16 protein-coding genes are annotated in these 16,203 nt (G+C 76.7%); 5 read left to right on the top strand and 11 right to left on the bottom strand.

Annotated features, from left to right (window positions below; translation table 11 throughout):
• Window positions 1-8 precede the first annotated feature (8 nt).
• The 5 genes from I4I82_RS03660 to I4I82_RS03640 form a co-directional block, all read right to left on the bottom strand.
• Window positions 9-1,769 (bottom strand): ABC transporter ATP-binding protein, encoded by a 1,761-nt coding sequence (locus I4I82_RS03660; protein WP_218594793.1) that lies wholly within the window; start codon window positions 1,767-1,769, stop codon window positions 9-11.
• Window positions 1,766-3,466 carry an ABC transporter transmembrane domain-containing protein gene (locus I4I82_RS03655; RefSeq protein WP_218596415.1) on the bottom strand — a complete coding sequence of 567 codons (1,701 nt, stop codon included), beginning with the start codon at window positions 3,464-3,466 and terminating at the stop codon, window positions 1,766-1,768. The genes I4I82_RS03660 and I4I82_RS03655 overlap by 4 nt, the downstream gene beginning before the upstream one ends.
• Window positions 3,463-4,428 (bottom strand): methionyl-tRNA formyltransferase, encoded by a 966-nt coding sequence (locus I4I82_RS03650; RefSeq protein WP_218595214.1) that lies wholly within the window; start codon window positions 4,426-4,428, stop codon window positions 3,463-3,465. Before I4I82_RS03650 ends, I4I82_RS03655 begins: the two co-directional genes overlap by 4 nt.
• Before the next feature lie 74 nt (window positions 4,429-4,502).
• Window positions 4,503-5,984: an amidohydrolase gene (locus I4I82_RS03645; protein WP_226369858.1), complete on the bottom strand. Its 1,482-nt coding sequence runs from the start codon at window positions 5,982-5,984 to the stop codon at window positions 4,503-4,505.
• A 53-nt stretch (window positions 5,985-6,037) separates the two neighbouring features.
• Entirely contained in the window at window positions 6,038-6,439 is a 402-nt protein-coding gene (locus I4I82_RS03640) for a DUF5313 family protein (protein ID WP_218593877.1), read from the bottom strand.
• Between the two features lie 99 nt (window positions 6,440-6,538).
• Between I4I82_RS03640 and I4I82_RS03635 the strand changes: the two genes are divergently transcribed.
• Window positions 6,539-7,027 carry a MarR family winged helix-turn-helix transcriptional regulator gene (locus I4I82_RS03635; protein WP_218593878.1) on the top strand — a complete coding sequence of 163 codons (489 nt, stop codon included), beginning with the start codon at window positions 6,539-6,541 and terminating at the stop codon, window positions 7,025-7,027.
• Here I4I82_RS03635 and I4I82_RS03630 read toward each other — a convergent pair.
• Window positions 7,012-7,647, bottom strand: a complete 636-nt coding sequence (locus I4I82_RS03630; RefSeq protein ID WP_218593879.1) for a TetR/AcrR family transcriptional regulator — start codon at window positions 7,645-7,647, stop codon at window positions 7,012-7,014. The genes I4I82_RS03635 and I4I82_RS03630 overlap by 16 nt on opposite strands.
• Before the next feature lie 80 nt (window positions 7,648-7,727).
• Between I4I82_RS03630 and I4I82_RS03625 the strand changes: the two genes are divergently transcribed.
• Both I4I82_RS03625 and I4I82_RS03620 read left to right on the top strand, forming a co-directional pair.
• On the top strand, window positions 7,728-8,270 hold the full coding sequence (locus I4I82_RS03625; protein ID WP_218593880.1) for an SRPBCC family protein: 543 nt from the start codon (window positions 7,728-7,730) through the stop codon (window positions 8,268-8,270).
• Window positions 8,267-8,767, top strand: coding sequence for a quercetin 2,3-dioxygenase (locus I4I82_RS03620; RefSeq protein ID WP_218595213.1), 501 nt, complete (start codon window positions 8,267-8,269; stop codon window positions 8,765-8,767). The genes I4I82_RS03625 and I4I82_RS03620 overlap by 4 nt, the downstream gene beginning before the upstream one ends.
• Before the next feature lie 13 nt (window positions 8,768-8,780).
• On the opposite strand, the gene I4I82_RS03615 is transcribed toward I4I82_RS03620, so the two are convergent.
• From I4I82_RS03615 to I4I82_RS03600, 4 genes are all read right to left on the bottom strand, one after another.
• The gene (locus I4I82_RS03615) at window positions 8,781-10,238 is read right to left on the bottom strand and encodes a hypothetical protein (protein ID WP_218595212.1); all 1,458 of its coding nucleotides are present in this window, start codon (window positions 10,236-10,238) and stop codon (window positions 8,781-8,783) included.
• Window positions 10,239-10,311: 73 nt separating this feature from the next.
• A complete protein-coding gene (locus I4I82_RS03610) occupies window positions 10,312-11,328 on the bottom strand; it encodes an ABC transporter substrate-binding protein (protein ID WP_218592748.1) in 1,017 nt (338 codons plus the stop codon).
• Between the two features lie 41 nt (window positions 11,329-11,369).
• Window positions 11,370-12,125 (bottom strand): DinB family protein, encoded by a 756-nt coding sequence (locus I4I82_RS03605; protein WP_218592749.1) that lies wholly within the window; start codon window positions 12,123-12,125, stop codon window positions 11,370-11,372.
• Between the two features lie 38 nt (window positions 12,126-12,163).
• Entirely contained in the window at window positions 12,164-12,943 is a 780-nt protein-coding gene (locus tag I4I82_RS03600) for an NAD(P)H-dependent oxidoreductase (RefSeq protein WP_218592750.1), read from the bottom strand.
• Window positions 12,944-12,987: 44 nt separating this feature from the next.
• Between I4I82_RS03600 and I4I82_RS03595 the strand changes: the two genes are divergently transcribed.
• Window positions 12,988-14,010 (top strand): GlxA family transcriptional regulator, encoded by a 1,023-nt coding sequence (locus I4I82_RS03595; RefSeq protein ID WP_218592751.1) that lies wholly within the window; start codon window positions 12,988-12,990, stop codon window positions 14,008-14,010.
• Here I4I82_RS03595 and I4I82_RS03590 read toward each other — a convergent pair.
• Window positions 13,956-14,933: a LysR family transcriptional regulator gene (locus tag I4I82_RS03590; RefSeq protein WP_308112761.1), complete on the bottom strand. Its 978-nt coding sequence runs from the start codon at window positions 14,931-14,933 to the stop codon at window positions 13,956-13,958. The two genes, I4I82_RS03595 and I4I82_RS03590, sit on opposite strands and share 55 nt — an antisense overlap.
• A gap of 95 nt (window positions 14,934-15,028) precedes the next feature.
• Here I4I82_RS03590 and I4I82_RS03585 point away from each other — a divergent pair, with 95 nt between their 5' ends.
• Window positions 15,029-16,189 (top strand): TDT family transporter, encoded by a 1,161-nt coding sequence (locus I4I82_RS03585; protein ID WP_218592752.1) that lies wholly within the window; start codon window positions 15,029-15,031, stop codon window positions 16,187-16,189.
• Window positions 16,190-16,203 lie beyond the last annotated feature (14 nt).

The raw sequence follows: 16,203 nt of genomic DNA, 5'->3' as shown, positions 1-16,203 counted from the left end.
GGCGCACGTCAAGCCCGGGTGGCCGACCAGGCGGCCCACAGGTCGGCGTAGCGCCCAGCGGCGGCGACGAGCTCGTCGTGGGTGCCGCTCTCGACGACGCGCCCGGCGTCGAGCACGACCACGCGGTCCGCCGCGGCGGCCTGGGTCATCCGGTGCGCGACGACGAGCCCGGTACGCCCGTCGAGCGCACTGCGGGCGGACCCCTCCAGCACCCGGGCGCCCGCGCTGCCGGCCTCCGCGGTGGCCTCGTCGAGGATCGCGACGGGCGGGTCGGCCAGGACGAGCCGGGCCAGGGCCAGCTGCTGGGCCTGCGTGACGGTGAGCTGGTGCGCACCCTCGCCGACGGCGGTGTCGAGGCCGTCGGGCAGGGCGTCGGCCCACGCGTCGGCGCCGACGGTGGCGAGCGCGTGCCGCAGCTCGGCGCGGGTGGCGTGCGGCCGGGCCAGCAGGAGGTCCTCGGCGAGGGTGCCGCTGAAGACGTGCACCTCCTGCGTCACCAGCACGACCGTGCGCCGCGTCCGCTCCGGTCCGAGCTCGTCGAGCGGCACCCCGCCCAGGCTGATCGAGCCGCCGCCGGGCCGGTGCACCCCCGCCACGAGCTTGGCCAGCGTGGTCTTGCCCGCGCCGCTCGCGCCGACCAGCGCGACCCGCTCGGCCGCCCCGATCGCGAGGTCGACGCCGTGCAGGACGGGGTGGCCGGTCCGGTAGGAGTACTCGACGTCGGCGACCTTCACCGAGCCGTCCAGCGGCGTCCCGACGTGCTCGGGCTCCCGCGTCGGCGGCAGCTCCGCGACCCCGACGATGCGGGCCAGGCTCGCGGCGGCGGACAGCGCGTCGTCGACCGTCACCAGCGCGACGTTGATCGGCCCGAACAGGTTGTGGAAGTACAGCGCCGCCGCGGTGGCCGTGCCGACGCTGACCGACCCGTTGCCGACGAGCAGGAACCCCGTCACCAGCACGGCCGACAGGCCGACGAACTCGGCGAGGTTGAGGCGCGCGTAGAAGCGGGTGATCAGCGTGATCCCGTGCAGGGTGATGTCGACGGCGGCCCGCGAGCGGCGCGCGACCCGTCCGGTGTGGTCCTCGGCGACGAGGAACGCCCGGACGGTCGACGCCCCGCCGACGGTGTCGAGGAGCTGCTGCTGCTGCGCCCCGACCGCCACCCGCTGCTCGGCGTAGACGGGCGTGGCGGTGCGGACGTACCAGCGGGCCGTGTGCAGCTGGATCGGCACGGCGATCAGCGCGACCGCCAGGAACCGCCAGTCGAGCACGCCCATCGCCAGCAGCGTCAGCCCGATCGTCATGCCGGCCCGGACGAGCTGCGGGACCGCCTCGCGGACGGCCTCGCCGACCGCGGAGACGTCGCGGGTGACCCGGGCGGTGAGGTCGCCGCCGCCCGCCTGCTCGACGTCCTCGAGCGGCAGCGCGAGCGCCCGCTCCACGAACTGCTCGCGCAGCCGGGCCAGCAGCCGCTCGCCCAGCCCGATGACGAGCGCGAGGCCGACGGCGCTGAGCACCGCCGCGACGAGCGCGACCGCGGCGAGCGCCAGCGCGGGCAGCGTGACGGCGTCGGCCCCCGCCCCGGAGGCGACGACGTCGACGATCCGGCCCAGCAGCGGCGCGACCAGCAGGCCCACGGCGCTGCCCGCGAGCAGCACGGTGACCGCGACGGCCGCGCGCAGCCGGTGGGGCCGCAGGAGGACCCCGACCGCGGCGCGGGTCTGCGCGCCGGTGGCCAGGGGCAGGAGCGCGCGCTCGGGCGTCGTCACGAGAGCACCGCTTCCCGGTAGCCGGCGTCGGAGCCGACGAGGTCGGCGTGGCGGCCGCTGCGCTGCCCGCCACCGGCGTCGAGGACGACGACGCGGTCGGTGGCCGCGAGCAGCGCGGGGCTGGTGGTCACCACGACCGTGGTGCGGCCGTGGCGGATCCGGCGCAGGGCGTCGGCGATCCGGGACTCGGTGACGGTGTCGACCGCCGTCGTCGGGTCGTGCAGCACGAGCACCGGGCGGTCGGCGGCCAGCGCGCGGGCCAGCGCGACGCGCTGGCGCTGCCCGCCCGAGAGCGAGCTGCCCTGCTCGCCGACGGTGCCGTGCACACCGCCGGGCAGCGCGTCGGCGACCTCGTCGGCCGCGGTGGCGGCCAGCGCGGCGGCCGGGTCGCCGGGGCTCCCGGCGGCGGTCACGTTCTCCAGCAGCGTGCCGGCGAACAGGACCGCGTCGTGGGCGGCGACGAGGACGGCTGCGCGGGTGGCGGCGGGGTCGGTGGCGGTGAGCGCGACCCCGTCGAGCTCGATGGTGCCCGCCTGCGGGTCGGCCTCGCGGGCCAGGCAGGCCAGCAGGGCGGTGGCCACGGCGGGGGAGGGGGCGACGACGCCGAGCAGCTCGCCGGGCTCGACGTCGAGGTCGAGGCCCTGCAGCGCGCCGTGCCGCACGCCGCGCAGGCGCAGGTGCCCGCGGACGGGCTCGGCCGGGGCGCGGGTGCCGGGGAGCACGGCGGGCGGCGAGCTGAGCACAGCGGCGATCCGCGTGGCCGAGGCCCGCGCCTGCGCGAACTCGACGGTCATCCAGCCCGCGGACTGCAGCGGCGCCATGAGGAACAGCGCCAGCCCGACCGTCGCGACGAGCTCGCCGACGGTGATCGCGCCCTCCGCGGCGAGCCGTCCCCCGACCAGCGCGACGAGCGCGATGAACAGCCCGGCCGAGGCCTCCACGACCCCGCCCTGCGTCGCGAAGGCGCGCGCGGTGCGCAGGGTGGCGAGCAGCGAGGCCTGGCTGGTGGTGCGGTAGCGGTCGACCGCGGCGCGCTCGGCGCCCAGTCCCTTGAGCACGCGCAGGCCGGTGACGAGGTCGGCGGCCACGCCGGACGCGTGCGCCGCGCGCTCCTGCTCGACCTCGCTGCGCCGCTCCAGCGGCCGGCTCACGTAGTGGGTGAGCAGCAGCAGCGGCGGCGTCCCGAGCAGCACCAGCAGGCCCAGCGGCACCGACACCGTCAGCAGGACGACGGCGGCCACCAGCACGGCGACCACCGCCGCGAGGCCGAACGGCAGGACGAGGTTGGCCGCGCCCACCCGCTTGGCGTCCTCGGTGGCGGTGTTGACGAGCTCGCCCGACAGCCGCCCGGCGTCGGCTCCGCCGCCCGGGTGCAGGACGCGGCGGGTCAGGCGCAGCCGCAGGTCGTGCGCGGAGTTCTCGGCGGCGCGCTCGGCCGCGCGGGCGCCGAAGCGGAAGGAGTAGGACAGCACCGCGAACGTCACGGCGAGCACCGCGATCCAGGCGACCAGCAGGGTGATCGAGCCCGACGTCACCGCGGTGTCGACGACGACGCCGATGATCACCGGCACGAGCGCCTCGCCCGCCTGGTGCGACGAGGCGAGCAGCGACCCGAGGGTGACGTCGCGGCGCTGGGAGGAGATGGCCCCGCGCAGGACCTGCGGCCCGGTGACGGTCTCGGGGGCGGGTGCCGTCAGCACGTCGGGCGGGAGGGCGGATGCGAGGTGAGGTAGCCACCCATGGTCGTGAAGAACTCGGTCGCGTCGAGGTCGCGGCCGTCGTCGGTGCGGACCCGCTCGACGAGCACGCCGGGGTTGCGCCCGCGCCGCGCGTCGGCGCCCGCGACGATCACCACGCCGGTGCCGCGGCGGATCACGATGCGGCCCGGCGTGCCGCCGATCGCGTCCGGCGTGAGCGACGCGGCGGTGATCCGCACGCGCTCGGCGCCGCGGTAGCAGTAGGCGTTGGGGTAGGGGTCGACCTGGGCGCGGACGAGGTTGAACACGTCGCGCGGCGGCCAGGTCCAGTCGATCCGGTTCTCCTCCTCGGTGCGCCGGTGGAAGTAGGACGCGGCGCGGCGGTCCTGCGGGGTCCAGGAGGTGCGGCCCTGCGCGATGAGCTCCAGCGCGTCGACGGTGATCGGCCCGAACATCGCGAGCGTGCGGTCGAACAGGTCGACGATCGTGTCGTCGTCGGTGATCGGGGTGGAGCGCTGCAGCACCACGTCGCCGGCGTCGAACTCGGCGTTCATCATGTGCGCGGTGACGCCGACCTCGGGCTCGTCGTTGATCAGCGCCCAGTTCAGCGGCGCGAAGCCGGCGTAGGCGGGCAGCAGGGCGTCGTGCACGTTGAGCGTGCCGAGCCGGGGCAGGGAGAAGACCTCGGGCGCGAGCCAGGTCCGCCAGTTCGACACGACCATGACGTCGGCCCGCGCGTCGGCGATCGCGGTGCGGACCTCGTCGTCGTCGGCGCGGTCGCGGACCAGCAGCGGGATCCCGTGGTCGGCCGCGAGCTCGGCCACCGACTCGTTGAAGATCTTCTCGTAGGCGTTGTCGCTGTCGGGGTGCGTGACGATCAGCGCGACCTCGTGACGGGCGTCGAGGAGCGCCTCGATCGTCCGTCGGCCCCAGGTCATGTATCCGAACGCGACGACGCGCATGAGTCTCCTCGTACAGGCGGTGATGAGGGGAGCCTAGGCTTACCGCCGGGCGAGGTCTAGGCCGCGCGCGCCGCTCAGAGCCCGTCCCTGTGCGTCCAGTGCCCGCCGAGCAGCGTGCCGGCCACGGGCATCGCGCGGAGCGCGGCCGGGTCGGCCGTGCGGGGGTCGAGGTCGGTGACGACGAGGTCGGCGCGACGCCCGACGGTGACCGGACCGTCCGGTCCCGCCGACGCGGCCAGCGCCACGTCGACCGGGATCTCCTGCTCCGGGTGCCACGACGGCCGGTCGTCGCCGGAGCGCCGCACGGCCGCGGCCAGGGTGATCCACGGGTCCAGCGGGGCCACCGGGGCGTCGGAGCCCAGCGCGAGGCCCGCCCCGGCGTCGAGCAGGCTGCGGTAGGCGAAGGCGCGGTGCGTGCGCCCGGCCCAGTGCCGGTCGGCGACGTCGCGGTCGTCCACCGCGTGCTCGGGCTGCACGCTGGCGACGACGCCGAGCGCGGCGAACCGGCCCACGTCGGCGTCGGACAGCAGCTGCGCGTGCTCGATCCGGCCGCGGGCGCCGGTCGCGGCGAAGGCGTCGAGGACCAGGCCGTTGGCGCGGTCGCCGATGGCGTGCGCGGCCACGTCGATCCCGGCGGCGGTGGCCCGGCGCATCAGGGGTTCGAGCTCGTCGGGCGGCACCAGCAGCATCCCGCACGGGTGGGCGGCGTCCGGCGGGAACGCGTAGGGCTCGTGGCAGTAGGCGGTGCGGGTGTTGAGCGAGCCGTCGGTGAGGATCTTCAGCGGTCCCATCGTGAGCAGCCCGCCGGTGCCCGCGACCTCGTCGCCGGTGCGCAGGCCGCGCGCCACGGCGTCGTCGAGGTGCGAGGGCCACACCGAGACCGCGACCCGCAGCGCGCCCGCGCCGCCGGCCAGCCGGGCCCTCCAGGTGGCGAGCTGCCAGGGCTCCTGGAAGTCGACGACCCCGACCGTGCCGCGCGCGGCCGCCTCGGCGACGACGGCCGCGACCTGCCGGTCCAGCGCCTCCCGGGGCACCCGCCCGATGACGATCCGCAGCTCCTGCCCCGCGGTCTCGCGCACGATCCCGTCGGCGTCGCCCGCGTGCCCGTAGCGGCGGGTGGCGGCGCTGTTGACCCAGCAGCAGTGCAGGTCGGCCGACACGAGAACGACGGGGACCTCCCCACTGACGCCGTCGAGCAGGGCCCGGCCCGGGGCGTCGGCCCACAGGGCGTCGCGGAAGCCGGAGCCGACGAGCGGCAGACCCTCCGCCGGTGCCCCGGCCCGTAGGCGCTCCCCGACGAGCGCGGCCGCCGCGGCGGCCGAGGTCGCGCCGGACAGGTCGAGCCGCGTCCGGTTGAGTGCGTGCTCGTCGAGGTGGACGTGGTTGTCCCACATGCCCGGGCCCAGCCAGCGGCCGTCGAGGTCGACGACGTCGGCCCCGGCCGGCGCCTCCAGGCCCGCGCCGATCGCGGCCACGAGCCCGTGGCGGAGCAGGACGTCGACGGTCCGGCCGTCGAGGTGGGCCGAGCGCAGCAGCGTCGTGGGGGAGGGTGGCACGGTGGTGAGGCTAGCCTGACCTCGGGGCGGATCGAGCCGCCGCCGCGCGGAGGTCAGGCCGTCCGGTACCGCTCCGCGTAGCGCTGGGCCGCCTCGGCCCGCTCGCCGCTGTGCGCCCGCCCGCGCACGGCGGCCAGCGCTCCGCGCGGGTAGCCGGCCTTGAGGGCGCGGTGCTCCGTCGCCTCGTACAGGTAGGCCACCGCGTAGATCATCCCGACCAGGATGCCGCCCAGCACGGCCACGAGCCGGACCCACAGCTCCCCGGGGATCACCGCCACGAGCAGGACGGCGACCGGCACGACCTGCACGAGCGAGCGCAGGAGCTGGCGGACCGGCCAGGTGCGGGCGGTGAGGTCGTGCAGCACCCAGCCGCGGTTGCGGGCGGGCAGCGCGCCGCCGAAGGCGTACCAGAGCCAGTGGGCGGGGTCGGGCCGGGCGATCTCGGGCGTCGTCATCGTGTGCCAATCATTGGGGTACCAAGTATTCGTCCACGATAGCGCGCCGACCCGGCGTCGCGGTCCCGGTGTGACCGGCGCATCGCCTACGGTGGCGACATGGACGGTGCACCCGACGGGACACGGACGGCCCCGGCGGACCTGCTGCAGCTCGACCGGCAGGTGTGCTTCGCGCTGTCCGTGGCGGCGCGCGGCGTCGTCGCGCTGTACCGCCCGCTGCTGGAGCCGATGGGGCTCACGCACCCGCAGTACCTGGTGATGCTGGCGCTGTGGGAGCGCGACCCGCGCTCGGTCACCGAGCTCGCGTCGGTGCTCGCGCTCGACCCGGGCACGCTGTCGCCGCTGCTCAAGCGGCTGGAGGCGGCCGGGTACGTGCGCCGCGACCGGGTCCGGGGCGACGAGCGGACGCTCGCGGTCACCCTCACCCCGCAGGGGCGGGCGCTGCGCGCGGAGGCCGAGGAGATCCCGCCGGCGGTGGTGGAGCGGCTCGGCATGCCGCTGGCCGACCTGGAGCACCTGCACGCCGTGCTGTCGGGCGTGATCGCCGCGGCGCGCGCACCCGGCGGAGCGGCTCAGCCCGGCGGGTAGGCGGCGGCGAACAGTGCCATGAGCCGGGGGAACACGGGGCTGAACCGGCCCGCCCCCCACGGCACTCCGGGTTCGTTGGCCATCGCCTGGCCGATCACTCCCGCGATCAACGTGGACAGCAGGTGGATCGCCTCGTCCGAGTCGGCCGCGGCACCGAGCTCGCCCGACGACACCGCCTCGCGCAGGGCAGTGCGCTGCACCGCGATCATCTCGGCGCTGACGGCGAGCCCCTCCGGCGACGGCTCGAAGCTCGGCACCGGCCGCCAGAACAGCAGCTGCGCCAGCGCGCGGTGCTCCAGCGCCCAGCGCCCGCCGGCGTCGAGGCCGCGGTGCAGCGCGTCGAGCCCGGTCCGACCCTGCATCGCCGCCCGCATGGCCGCGAGGTGGCGCTGCTGGCCGCGCAGGAACAGCTCCTCGTACACGGCCCCGAGCGACGGGAAGTACTTGTAGAGCGAGGGGGGCTGCACGCCGAGGCGCCGGGCGACCTCCGAGAGGCTCAGTCCGCTCACCCCGTGCTCCGTCATCACCGCCTCGGCGAGCTCGAGGATCTCCTCGATCGTCTGGAGCCGACGCAGGGCGCGCCGGTCCGGCGCCTGCCGCTCGTCCCTGGCCACACTCATGGAACGGACCCTAGCAGAACTGATGCTTGACAGCTTTAGCTATAGGTCATAGCTTTCGGTCATCGAGAGAGGGGGACCCCATGGCGGTCCGCAGGGAACGGTTCTGGCTCACGCGGGACAGTCGGGAGACCACGGTCGCGGCGTCTCCGGAGGTGGTGTACGACCTGGTCGCGGACCTCCCGCGGATGGGCGAGTGGAGCCCGGAGTGCGTGCGCGTCGAGTGGACCGGCGGCGCCACCGGCCCGGCGGTGGGTGCCACGTTCGTCGGGCACAACCGCACCGGGCCGCGGGGGGTCATCCGCTGGTCGCGCCGCGGACGGGTGCTCGCGGCCGATCGGGGCCGGGAGTTCGCCTTCGTCACCGAGGAGGGCGGCCGCGAGTCGACCGAGTGGCGTTTCCGCCTCGAGGCGGTCGACGGTGGCACCCGCGTCACGGAGTCCTACGACGTCCACTGGCTCCCGGTCGGCTTCCGGGTCATCGACGTCCCGCTGAACCGCTTCGGCGACCTGCAGGGGGCGATGGACCGCACCCTGGCCCGCCTGGGGGCCGCGGCCGAGTCCGCCGCCGCATCCACCGACGGCTCTGCCGACGTGCGGACCGAGCGGGTGGAGGAGGTCCGATGAGCACCGTCGCACCGGTCACCCCGTTCCTGACCGCACCCGGCGAGGGGGAGTCGCTCTGGTTCCTCGACGCGCTGGCGTCGGTCAAGGCATCGGCCGCGTCCACTGGCTCGGCCGTCTCGATCACGGAGTTCCGCGCGCCCAGGGGGCACGGTTCCCCGCTGCACCTGCACCGCGACGAGGCCGAGTGGTGGTACGTCCTCGAGGGCGAGCTCGCGGTCTGGGCCGATGGCACGCTCGTCGAGGCCGCCGCCGGCGCCTTCGTCTTCGGCCCGCCCGCACTGCCCCACACCTTCGAGGTGGTGTCGGACGAGGCCCGGTTCCTGCTCGGCACCGCACCCGGGGGCTTCGACCGGTTCCTGCGCGCGGCGAGCGTACCGGCGACGGCGCCCACCCTCCCTCCCGCAGGCGGCGCCCTCCCCGACCCGGCCGAGTTGGCCGCGCTGGCCGCGGGGTTCGGGGTCGAGATCCTGGGCCCGCCCGGCATCCCGACCCCCTGAGTCCGGCCCGGCCCTACTGGCGTGCGGTCGTGTAACCGAGGACCGCGGCCAGGCCCAGCGCGCTGCGCGGGGCGAACGGGCCGCGCCACAGCCCGCCGTGCACCGCCCCGTGCGCCTCGTGCCGCCACGGGTGGTCGTGCCCGGCGGGCGGGGCGTGCAGGTCGTGGACGAGCAGGGCGGCCATGAGCGCGTTCGACGTCGCCGGGTCGAAGACCTCCACCTGGAAGCGGTGGGCGCCGGCGAACGCCGCCGCCAGCGCCCGGTTGCGGACGACCGAGGTGGTGCGGCTCGACGGGGCGACGTGGAAGGACACGGTGGTGCCGGCGGCCCGCGCCACGGCTGCCCGCCAGCGCTGGATCCGCTTGGCCAGCGCGTAGTTCGGGCCCTGGGCGGGCACGAGGGCGTCGCAGATCCCGGGGTCGGCGCCGGGGCGGTAGTTGCGGTGCAGCAGCCGGCCGCGGCTGGCCCAGCGCAGCGGCCGGCCCAGGACCTTCGTGGTGCGCGAGCGCCCGGTGTAGGCGCGCACCGAGTGCTCGACGGCCTCGGCCGGCACCGCGAACACGTCGGTCGGCGTGGCGAGGAAGGCGAGCGCGAGGCCGGGCCGCGCGGCCTGCAGGCGCTGCGCGAGCAGGTCGGCGGCCGCCGAGAGCCGCACGTGCGTGCCGCCGTCGGCGTAGAGGCAGTTGGCCAGCACGAGCGGCTGCGGCCGCGCCCCCAGCCACTGCGCGACGGCGGGCACGTCGGTGATCAGGTCGGCGCCCGCGGCGCGGACCAGGACGTCGCCGTCGCGGACCGGCACGACCAGGCGTCCCGCCCCCTCGCGCGCCGTGCGCTCCAGCCGCTCCCACAGCGCCGGGCGGGGGAGGTCGACGGCGGCGACGGTCGCGCCCCAGCGCAGCAGCGTCGACGCGGGGCCCATCTCCGACGCGGCGCCGAGCACGGCGACGGTCCGCCCGGGCAACGCGAGCCACTCCGGGTGGTCGATCACCGTCTCGACCGCCGCCACCGCCGACGGCTCCAGCACCCCCTCGGCCAGCCAGCGCGCGAGCTGGGCGCGCAGCGCGTCGCCCTCGAGCCGCGCGCCGCGATAGGGCAGGACCAGGCGGTCGACGGGGTCGCGCACGCCGACGACCTCGGCGGTGTCCAGCGGCCGCTCGGGCGGCGCGGTCAGCAGCGTCCGCGCGCCGGTCTCCTCCCCGTCGCGCGCGACGACCATCCGGTCGGCCACCGAATCCAGCCCCGCCGCGGCCATCTCCAGCCAGGCCTGCGAACTGTCGAGACCGGCCTCGACCTGGCGCCGGAAGTGCCCGACGTAGCGGGTGCGCCAGGCCGTCTCCTGCTCCGCGGCCCGCGCGCCGGCCGGGTCGGCGGGGCGCAGCGCGTCGGCGAGGACCGCGCGGCCCACCGCGGTGGTGCTGCGCCGCCCCGCCGCATCGGCCGGGAACACGACGCCCTGCGCCTCATCGCTCACCCGGGCCATCGTCGCGGTGCCCCCGCGGCCTGTCCAGGCGCAGCGGGTGTGCGAGATCGGCCCGCCGGTGGACTCAGAGCCCGGCGAGGACCGTGTCGAGCCGGTCCAGGACGGCCTGGGCCTGGCGGTAGTGGCTGACGTAGTAGTTGGGCAGCGGGAACACCCGGCCCTCCCGCGCCGCGGGCAGCGTCTGGAACGTCGGCTGGTCCAGCAGGCGCTGCGTGTTGTCGTCGACCTCGCCGGTCGTGTCGACGAGGTGCAGCACGACGTCGCAGTCCTCCAGGTGCCCGAGCTCCTCGAACGACAGCGGCTCGAACACCCCGGGCCTGCCCTCCGCGACGGAGCCGAACCGGACCCCGGCCTCCTCCAGCACCACCCCGCTCCACGAGGCCGGGAGGTCGACGAGCGCGTTGCCCTGAGGCCCGCCGCGGACCAGCGCGAAGCGGGTGCGGCCCAGCACCTCGGCGTAGCGGACGCCGAGGTCGGCGGCCTGCTGCTCGTACTCCGCGCGCAGGGCCTCGGCCTCCGGGCCGCGGCCGACCACGTCGGCCGCGCGCACCGCCCGCTCCTGCCAGGTCCCCGGCTCGCGGGCGGCCTCGAACAGCAGCGTCGGCGCGACGCCGCTGAGCCGGTCGTTGAGGTCAACGGGCAGGTCCGGGACGAGCGTGCCCAGGACGAGGTCGGGCTGCAGCGCGGCCAGCGCCTCGAAGTCGACCTCCGCGGGCGTGCCGATCCGGCTCATCGCCTCGTAGGCCGCCTGGTACTCCGGCAGCACTCCGCCCGTGCTCGCCTGCACCGTGCCGACGACGGTGAACCCGACGTCGAGCAGCGCCCACGGCGTGTAGAAGTCGGTGCTGACGACCCGCTGCGGGTCGGCCGGCACCTCCACCGGCCCGAAGGCCCCCTCGATCGTCCGGGTCGCGCCGCTCGCCGGCGCGGGGTCCTCGCCCCCGCCGCAGGCCGTGGCGCCGAGCACGGCGGCCAGGCCCGCCGCGCCGGTGAGGAAGCGGCGTCGGTCGAGGGCGGAGCGGGGCGGGGACAGCAGCAGCACGGGCACCTCCGGGGGTCGGTTGGCCCGGAAGTCAAGCAAGCCTCACCTCACCCGGCAACCGCTGGCGGCGGTCGGGGCGGTCACAGCCGTGCGGCGAGTACGTCGAGGTCGCGCTCGGCGTAGAGGCGGTGCTGCCACTCCTCGGTGAGGACCGTGCGCAGGCACTCCGCGACCGGGAAGCGGCCCGGCCCGGGAAACCCCGGGCCCTCGACGGGCTCGGTGCTGCCCGCCAGCGACTCCTCGGTGAGGCCCTCGAGCACCGCCCGCACGCTGGCCCGGCGGTCGGCGCGCAGGGCCAGCACCTCGTCGAGGCCGGGCCGGGCGTCGGGGTCGCACGGCACGGCGGGGTCCTGCGCGAGGCCGTCGAAGGGCAGGCTCAGCGGGTGCCACGGCAGGGCCTCGCCGAGGATCGGGCGCCGCACCCAGATGTCGGTGGCGTAGAGCAGGTGGCGCAGCGTCTGCACGAAGGACCACTCGCCGTCGACCCGCTCGTGGAGCAGGTCCGGCGGCAGGGCCCGCGCCCGCTCGACGGTGCCGGCCCACAGCGACTCCAGGACGTCCCAGGCCGTGCGGAAACCGGCGGCGTCGACCGGGCGCATGAACGCGCGCTGCGGGTGGCGACGGTCGAGCTCGGCCTCGATCAGCGGACCGACGTCGACGCCGTTGACCCGCAGGCCGGCGATGTCGCCGTCGATCTCCACCTCGCCGATCCACACCCCGCGCATCCGCACGCGCCAGAGGTTGCCCCGCGTGACGACGACGTCCTGCACCTGCCCGTCGATGAGCGCCACGTCGGCGATGGTCAGTCCGTGGTGGTGTGCGGGACCCTCGGTCATGGGGCCACCCTGGCACGCCGCCCCGACAGCCTCCGGCCCTACGACGGCAGGTGATCCCCGCGGTGCACCGCGAGCCCCCCGCGGCCGGGCGCGAGGTGGGGGAGCAGGACCAGGTGCTCGTCGTAGTCCCCGCCGCGCTGCGGGCGGAAGGCGAGCGGGGCGTCGGTGGCCAGACCGGCCAGCCGCTCCCGCAGCTCCTCGCGGGCCCGGGCGGCGTCCTCGTCGGTGAAGCGGTCGGCCCCGGCGAGCAGCAGCGGGGGCAGCACCTGCGCCCCGGCGTAGAACAGGGTGCCGTGCAGCAGCGGGAACAGCAGGTCGTCGACGTGGCCGTTGATGCCGCGCGGCCCGAACACCGGCGGCGGGCCCCCCGCGCTGGTCACCACGAGCGCGCGGGTGCCGGTGAGCACGCCGTCGCCGTAGCGGCGGGTGCGGCCGTCGTCGCCGCGGACGCCGTAGGCGAAGCCCTCGACGAAGACGCGGTCGACCCAGCCCTTGAGGATCGCCGGCATCCCGAACCACCACAGCGGGAACTGCAGCACGAGGGCGTCGGCCCAGCGGAGCTTCTCCTGCTCCGCGACGACGTCGGCCGGCAGCCCGCCCGCGCGGTAGGCCCGCTGCGAGGCCGCGCCGACGTGCAGCCGCTCGTCGGGCGCCTGGCCGTAGTCCGCGCCGGTGACGACCGGGTTCCAGCCCATCGCGTAGAGGTCGGACACGCGGACGACGTGTCCCTGCTCCTCCAGGGCGGCGCGGCCGTCGGCGGCGAGGGAGGCGGTCAGGGAGCGGGGTTCCGGGTGCGAGATGACCCACAGGACGTTCACGTCTCCGACTCTGCGCCGCGGGAGCGCTCCGGACGAGTGGCTCGATGGACAACACGTGCGAGGATCGGGCCATGCACGATGATCCGGCCCCGCACCGCCTCGCCGTCCTCGTCCGCGACGGCGTGCTGGCGATGGAGCTCGGGATCGTCCACCGGCTGTTCGGGCAGGCCCGCGACGCCGCCGGCCGGGCCCTCTACGACGTCGTGACCTGCACGCTCGTTCCGGGGCCCGTGCGCACCGACGCCGACGTCGAGGTGCTGGTGCGCCACGGTCCGGAGGTGCTGGACACCGCCGACACCGTCGTCGTGCCGGCCTCCGACCTCGACTACGCGCCGTCCCCGCCGCCTGCCGGCCTCGCGGAGGCGCTGGCCCGGATCCGGCCGGACGCGCGGATCGCCTCGATCTGCACCGGCTCGTTCGTGCTCGCCGCGGCCGGGCTGCTCGACGGGCTGGCGGCCACCACGCACTGGAGGACGGCCGACCTCTTCCGGGCGCTGCACCCGCGGGTCCACCTCGACCCCGACGTCCTCTACACCGCCGCGGGCCGGATGCTGACCTCCGCGGGCGAGGCCGCCGGCATCGACCTGTGCCTGCACATGATCCGCGCCGACCACGGCGCCGCCGTCGCCAACGACGTCGCGCGCGGCACCGTCGTCCCGCCCCACCGCGAGGGCGGGCAGGCCCAGTACGTCCGGCGCCCGGTCGCCGAGCCGTCGGTGTCGTCCACCGGGCGGGCGCGCGCGTGGGCGCTGGAGCACCTGCACCGCCCGGTCACGCTGCGGGAGCTGGCGGCGTGCGAGTCCGTCAGCCCCCGCACGTTCACCCGCCGCTTCCGCGACGAGACGGGCACGTCGCCGGGCCGGTGGCTGGCGCGGCAGCGCGTGGAGCGGGCGTGCGCGCTGCTGGAGGAGACCGACCTGACCGTCGACGAGGTCGCGGAGCGGGCCGGGTTCGGCACCGCCGGGTCGATGCGGCTGCACCTGCAGGCCGGGATCGGGACGTCCCCGACCGCCTACCGGCGCACCTTCCGCGCCCGCCCGGCGTCCGGGGGCCGGTCCGGGGACTGATCGGCGGACCGGTCCGCGCCCGTCGCCACGGCCAGCAGGTCGCGCGCCGGGCCGGCCGGGACCGGCCCGCTCGCCCACACCGCGCGCAGCTCGCGCCGCAGCACCGGACCGGCGATCGGCACGCGCACCAGCCGCCCGGCGGCGACGTCGTCGGAGACGGCCAGGTCGGAGAGCGCCGCCGGGCCCGCCCCGGCGAGGACGGCCTGCCGGATGGCGGTGGTGACCGCGAGCTCCAGGGCCGGGGCGGCGAGCGGCGTGTCGGGGGCGGCGGCGCGCAGGGCGTCCTCGAGGGTGGCGCGCGTGCCGGAGCCGGGCTCGCGGGTCACCAGCGGCGTGCCGGCGACCTCGGCCGCGGGGACCGGGCCGCGCCGCCGCGTCCACGGGTGCCCGGGCGGCACGACGAGCACCAGTTCGTCGACGGCGACGGTCGCGGCCGACAGCCCGGGCGGCACCTCCGGCCCCTCGACGAACCCGAGCCGCGACTGCCCGGCCAGCACCCGCCGGACCACGTCGTCGCTGTTGCGCACCACCAGCCCGACCGCGACGCCCGGCGCCCGGGCGCGCAGCCGCACCAGCCAGCCCGGCAGCAGGTACTCCGCGACCGTGAAGCTGGCCGCGACGTCGAGGTGCGCATCGCGCTCGCCGCGCAGCGCCCCGATCGCGGAGTCGAGCTCCTCGGCCGCGGCGAGCACCGGCACGGCCCAGTGCACCATCAGCGCGCCGGCGTCGGTGAGCGTGCTGCCGCGCGCGGTCCGGTGCAGCACGGGGACGCCGACGAGCTTCTCGACGGTCCGCACCCGCGCCGACACCGCCTGCTGGGTCAGCCCGAGCTCGCGCCCGGCCGCGCCCAGGCTGCCGGTCCGCGACACCGCGAGCAGCAGCTCCAGGGAGCCGAGGTCGGGGACGCGGGGGGACAGGGCCACCCGGTCACCGTAGTGCCCGCTCACAAGGCCGCCTTGTGGACTCCCCGCTCCGCGGCGGCTACCGGCGCCCCGCTCGCGGGAGCAGGGTCGGGGCCATGAGCACGAGCACGCTGCCCCGCCGCGACACCCCGGTCCACCTCCTGCACCGGGCGGGGCTGCTGCGCGACCTCACGCACCCGCGCCAGGTCGTGGCCCACCTCGGGCCGAACTGGTTCGCCGCGGTCATGGGCACCGGGATCGTCGCCACCGCAGCGGTGACGCTGCCGCTGCGGGTGCCGGGGCTGCACCTCGCCGCGCTGCTGGTGTGGGTCGTCGCCGCGCTCCTGCTCGTCGCCCTCTGCGTCGCGACGGCGGCGCACCGGCTCCTGCACCGCGACGCCGCGCGCGGGCACGCCCGGCACCCGGTGATGGTCCACTCCTACGGCGCGCCGCCGATGGCGCTGCTGACGGTCGGCGCGGGCGCGCTCCTGCCGGGGAAGGACCTGCTGGGCGAGCCGCTGGCCGTGGCGGTCTCCGCGACGCTCTGGACGCTGGGCACCGTCGCGGGGCTCGCGAGCGCGGTGGTCGTGCCCTACCTGGTGATCACCCGGCACGACACCGCCCCGGACGCGGTGTTCGGCGGCTGGCTGATGCCGGTGGTGCCCCCCATGGTCTCCGCGGCGACCGGCGCGCTGCTGGTGCCCCACGCCCCGGCGGGGCAGGTCCGGCTCACGCTGCTGCTGGCCTGCTACGCGATGTTCGGGGCGGCGCTGCTCGCCTCGCTCGTCGTCACCACCCTGATCGTGCAGCGGCTCGTCCGGCACGGGGTGGGTCCGGCGGCGACGGTGCCGGCGCTGTGGATCGTGCTCGGCTGGCTCGGGCAGTCGGTCACCGCCGCGAACCTGCTCGGCGGCGTCGCGCACCTGGCCGTGCCCGGGCCGTACGCGTCGGCGCTGGTCGCGCTCGGCGTCGTCTACGGCATCCCGGTGCTCGGGGCCGCGCTGCTGTGGATCGTCCTCGCCGGCGCGCTCACGCTGCGCACCGCGCGCTCCCACCTGCCGTTCTCGCTGACCTGGTGGTCGTTCACGTTCCCCGTCGGCACGGTCGTCACGGGCACCAGCGCGCTCGCCCTGCACACCGGCGCCACCGCGCTGGCCGCGCTCGCGGTCGTGCTCTACGCCGGGCTGGTGTCCGCCTGGGTCGTGGTCGCCGGCCGCACGGCGCGGGGGAGCGCCCGCGGGCACCTGTTCCTCCCGCCCGCACCCGTGCGGCCCTGACCGGCGAGGATGGG

The sequence above is a fragment of the Pseudonocardia oceani genome (genome assembly GCF_019263585.2).
GTDB classification, from domain to species: domain Bacteria; phylum Actinomycetota; class Actinomycetes; order Mycobacteriales; family Pseudonocardiaceae; genus Pseudonocardia; species Pseudonocardia oceani.
Note: the sequence above shows the minus strand (reverse complement) of the source record. Positions and strands in the feature narration are given on the sequence as shown.

What these genes read in the sequence shown, in the direction of transcription:
- I4I82_RS03585 (WP_218592752.1), top strand. Translation starts at nt 15,029, where the DNA reads ATGAGCACGAGCACGCTGCCCCGCCGCGACACCCCGGTCCACCTCCTG.
- I4I82_RS03640 (WP_218593877.1), bottom strand. Translation starts at nt 6,439, where the DNA reads ATGACGACGCCCGAGATCGCCCGGCCCGACCCCGCCCACTGGCTCTGG.
- I4I82_RS03605 (WP_218592749.1), bottom strand. Translation starts at nt 12,125, where the DNA reads ATGACCGAGGGTCCCGCACACCACCACGGACTGACCATCGCCGACGTG.
- I4I82_RS03635 (WP_218593878.1), top strand. Translation starts at nt 6,539, where the DNA reads ATGGACGGTGCACCCGACGGGACACGGACGGCCCCGGCGGACCTGCTG.
- I4I82_RS03650 (WP_218595214.1), bottom strand. Translation starts at nt 4,428, where the DNA reads ATGCGCGTCGTCGCGTTCGGATACATGACCTGGGGCCGACGGACGATC.
- I4I82_RS03620 (WP_218595213.1), top strand. Translation starts at nt 8,267, where the DNA reads ATGAGCACCGTCGCACCGGTCACCCCGTTCCTGACCGCACCCGGCGAG.
- I4I82_RS03630 (WP_218593879.1), bottom strand. Translation starts at nt 7,647, where the DNA reads ATGAGTGTGGCCAGGGACGAGCGGCAGGCGCCGGACCGGCGCGCCCTG.
- I4I82_RS03625 (WP_218593880.1), top strand. Translation starts at nt 7,728, where the DNA reads ATGGCGGTCCGCAGGGAACGGTTCTGGCTCACGCGGGACAGTCGGGAG.
- I4I82_RS03595 (WP_218592751.1), top strand. Translation starts at nt 12,988, where the DNA reads ATGGACAACACGTGCGAGGATCGGGCCATGCACGATGATCCGGCCCCG.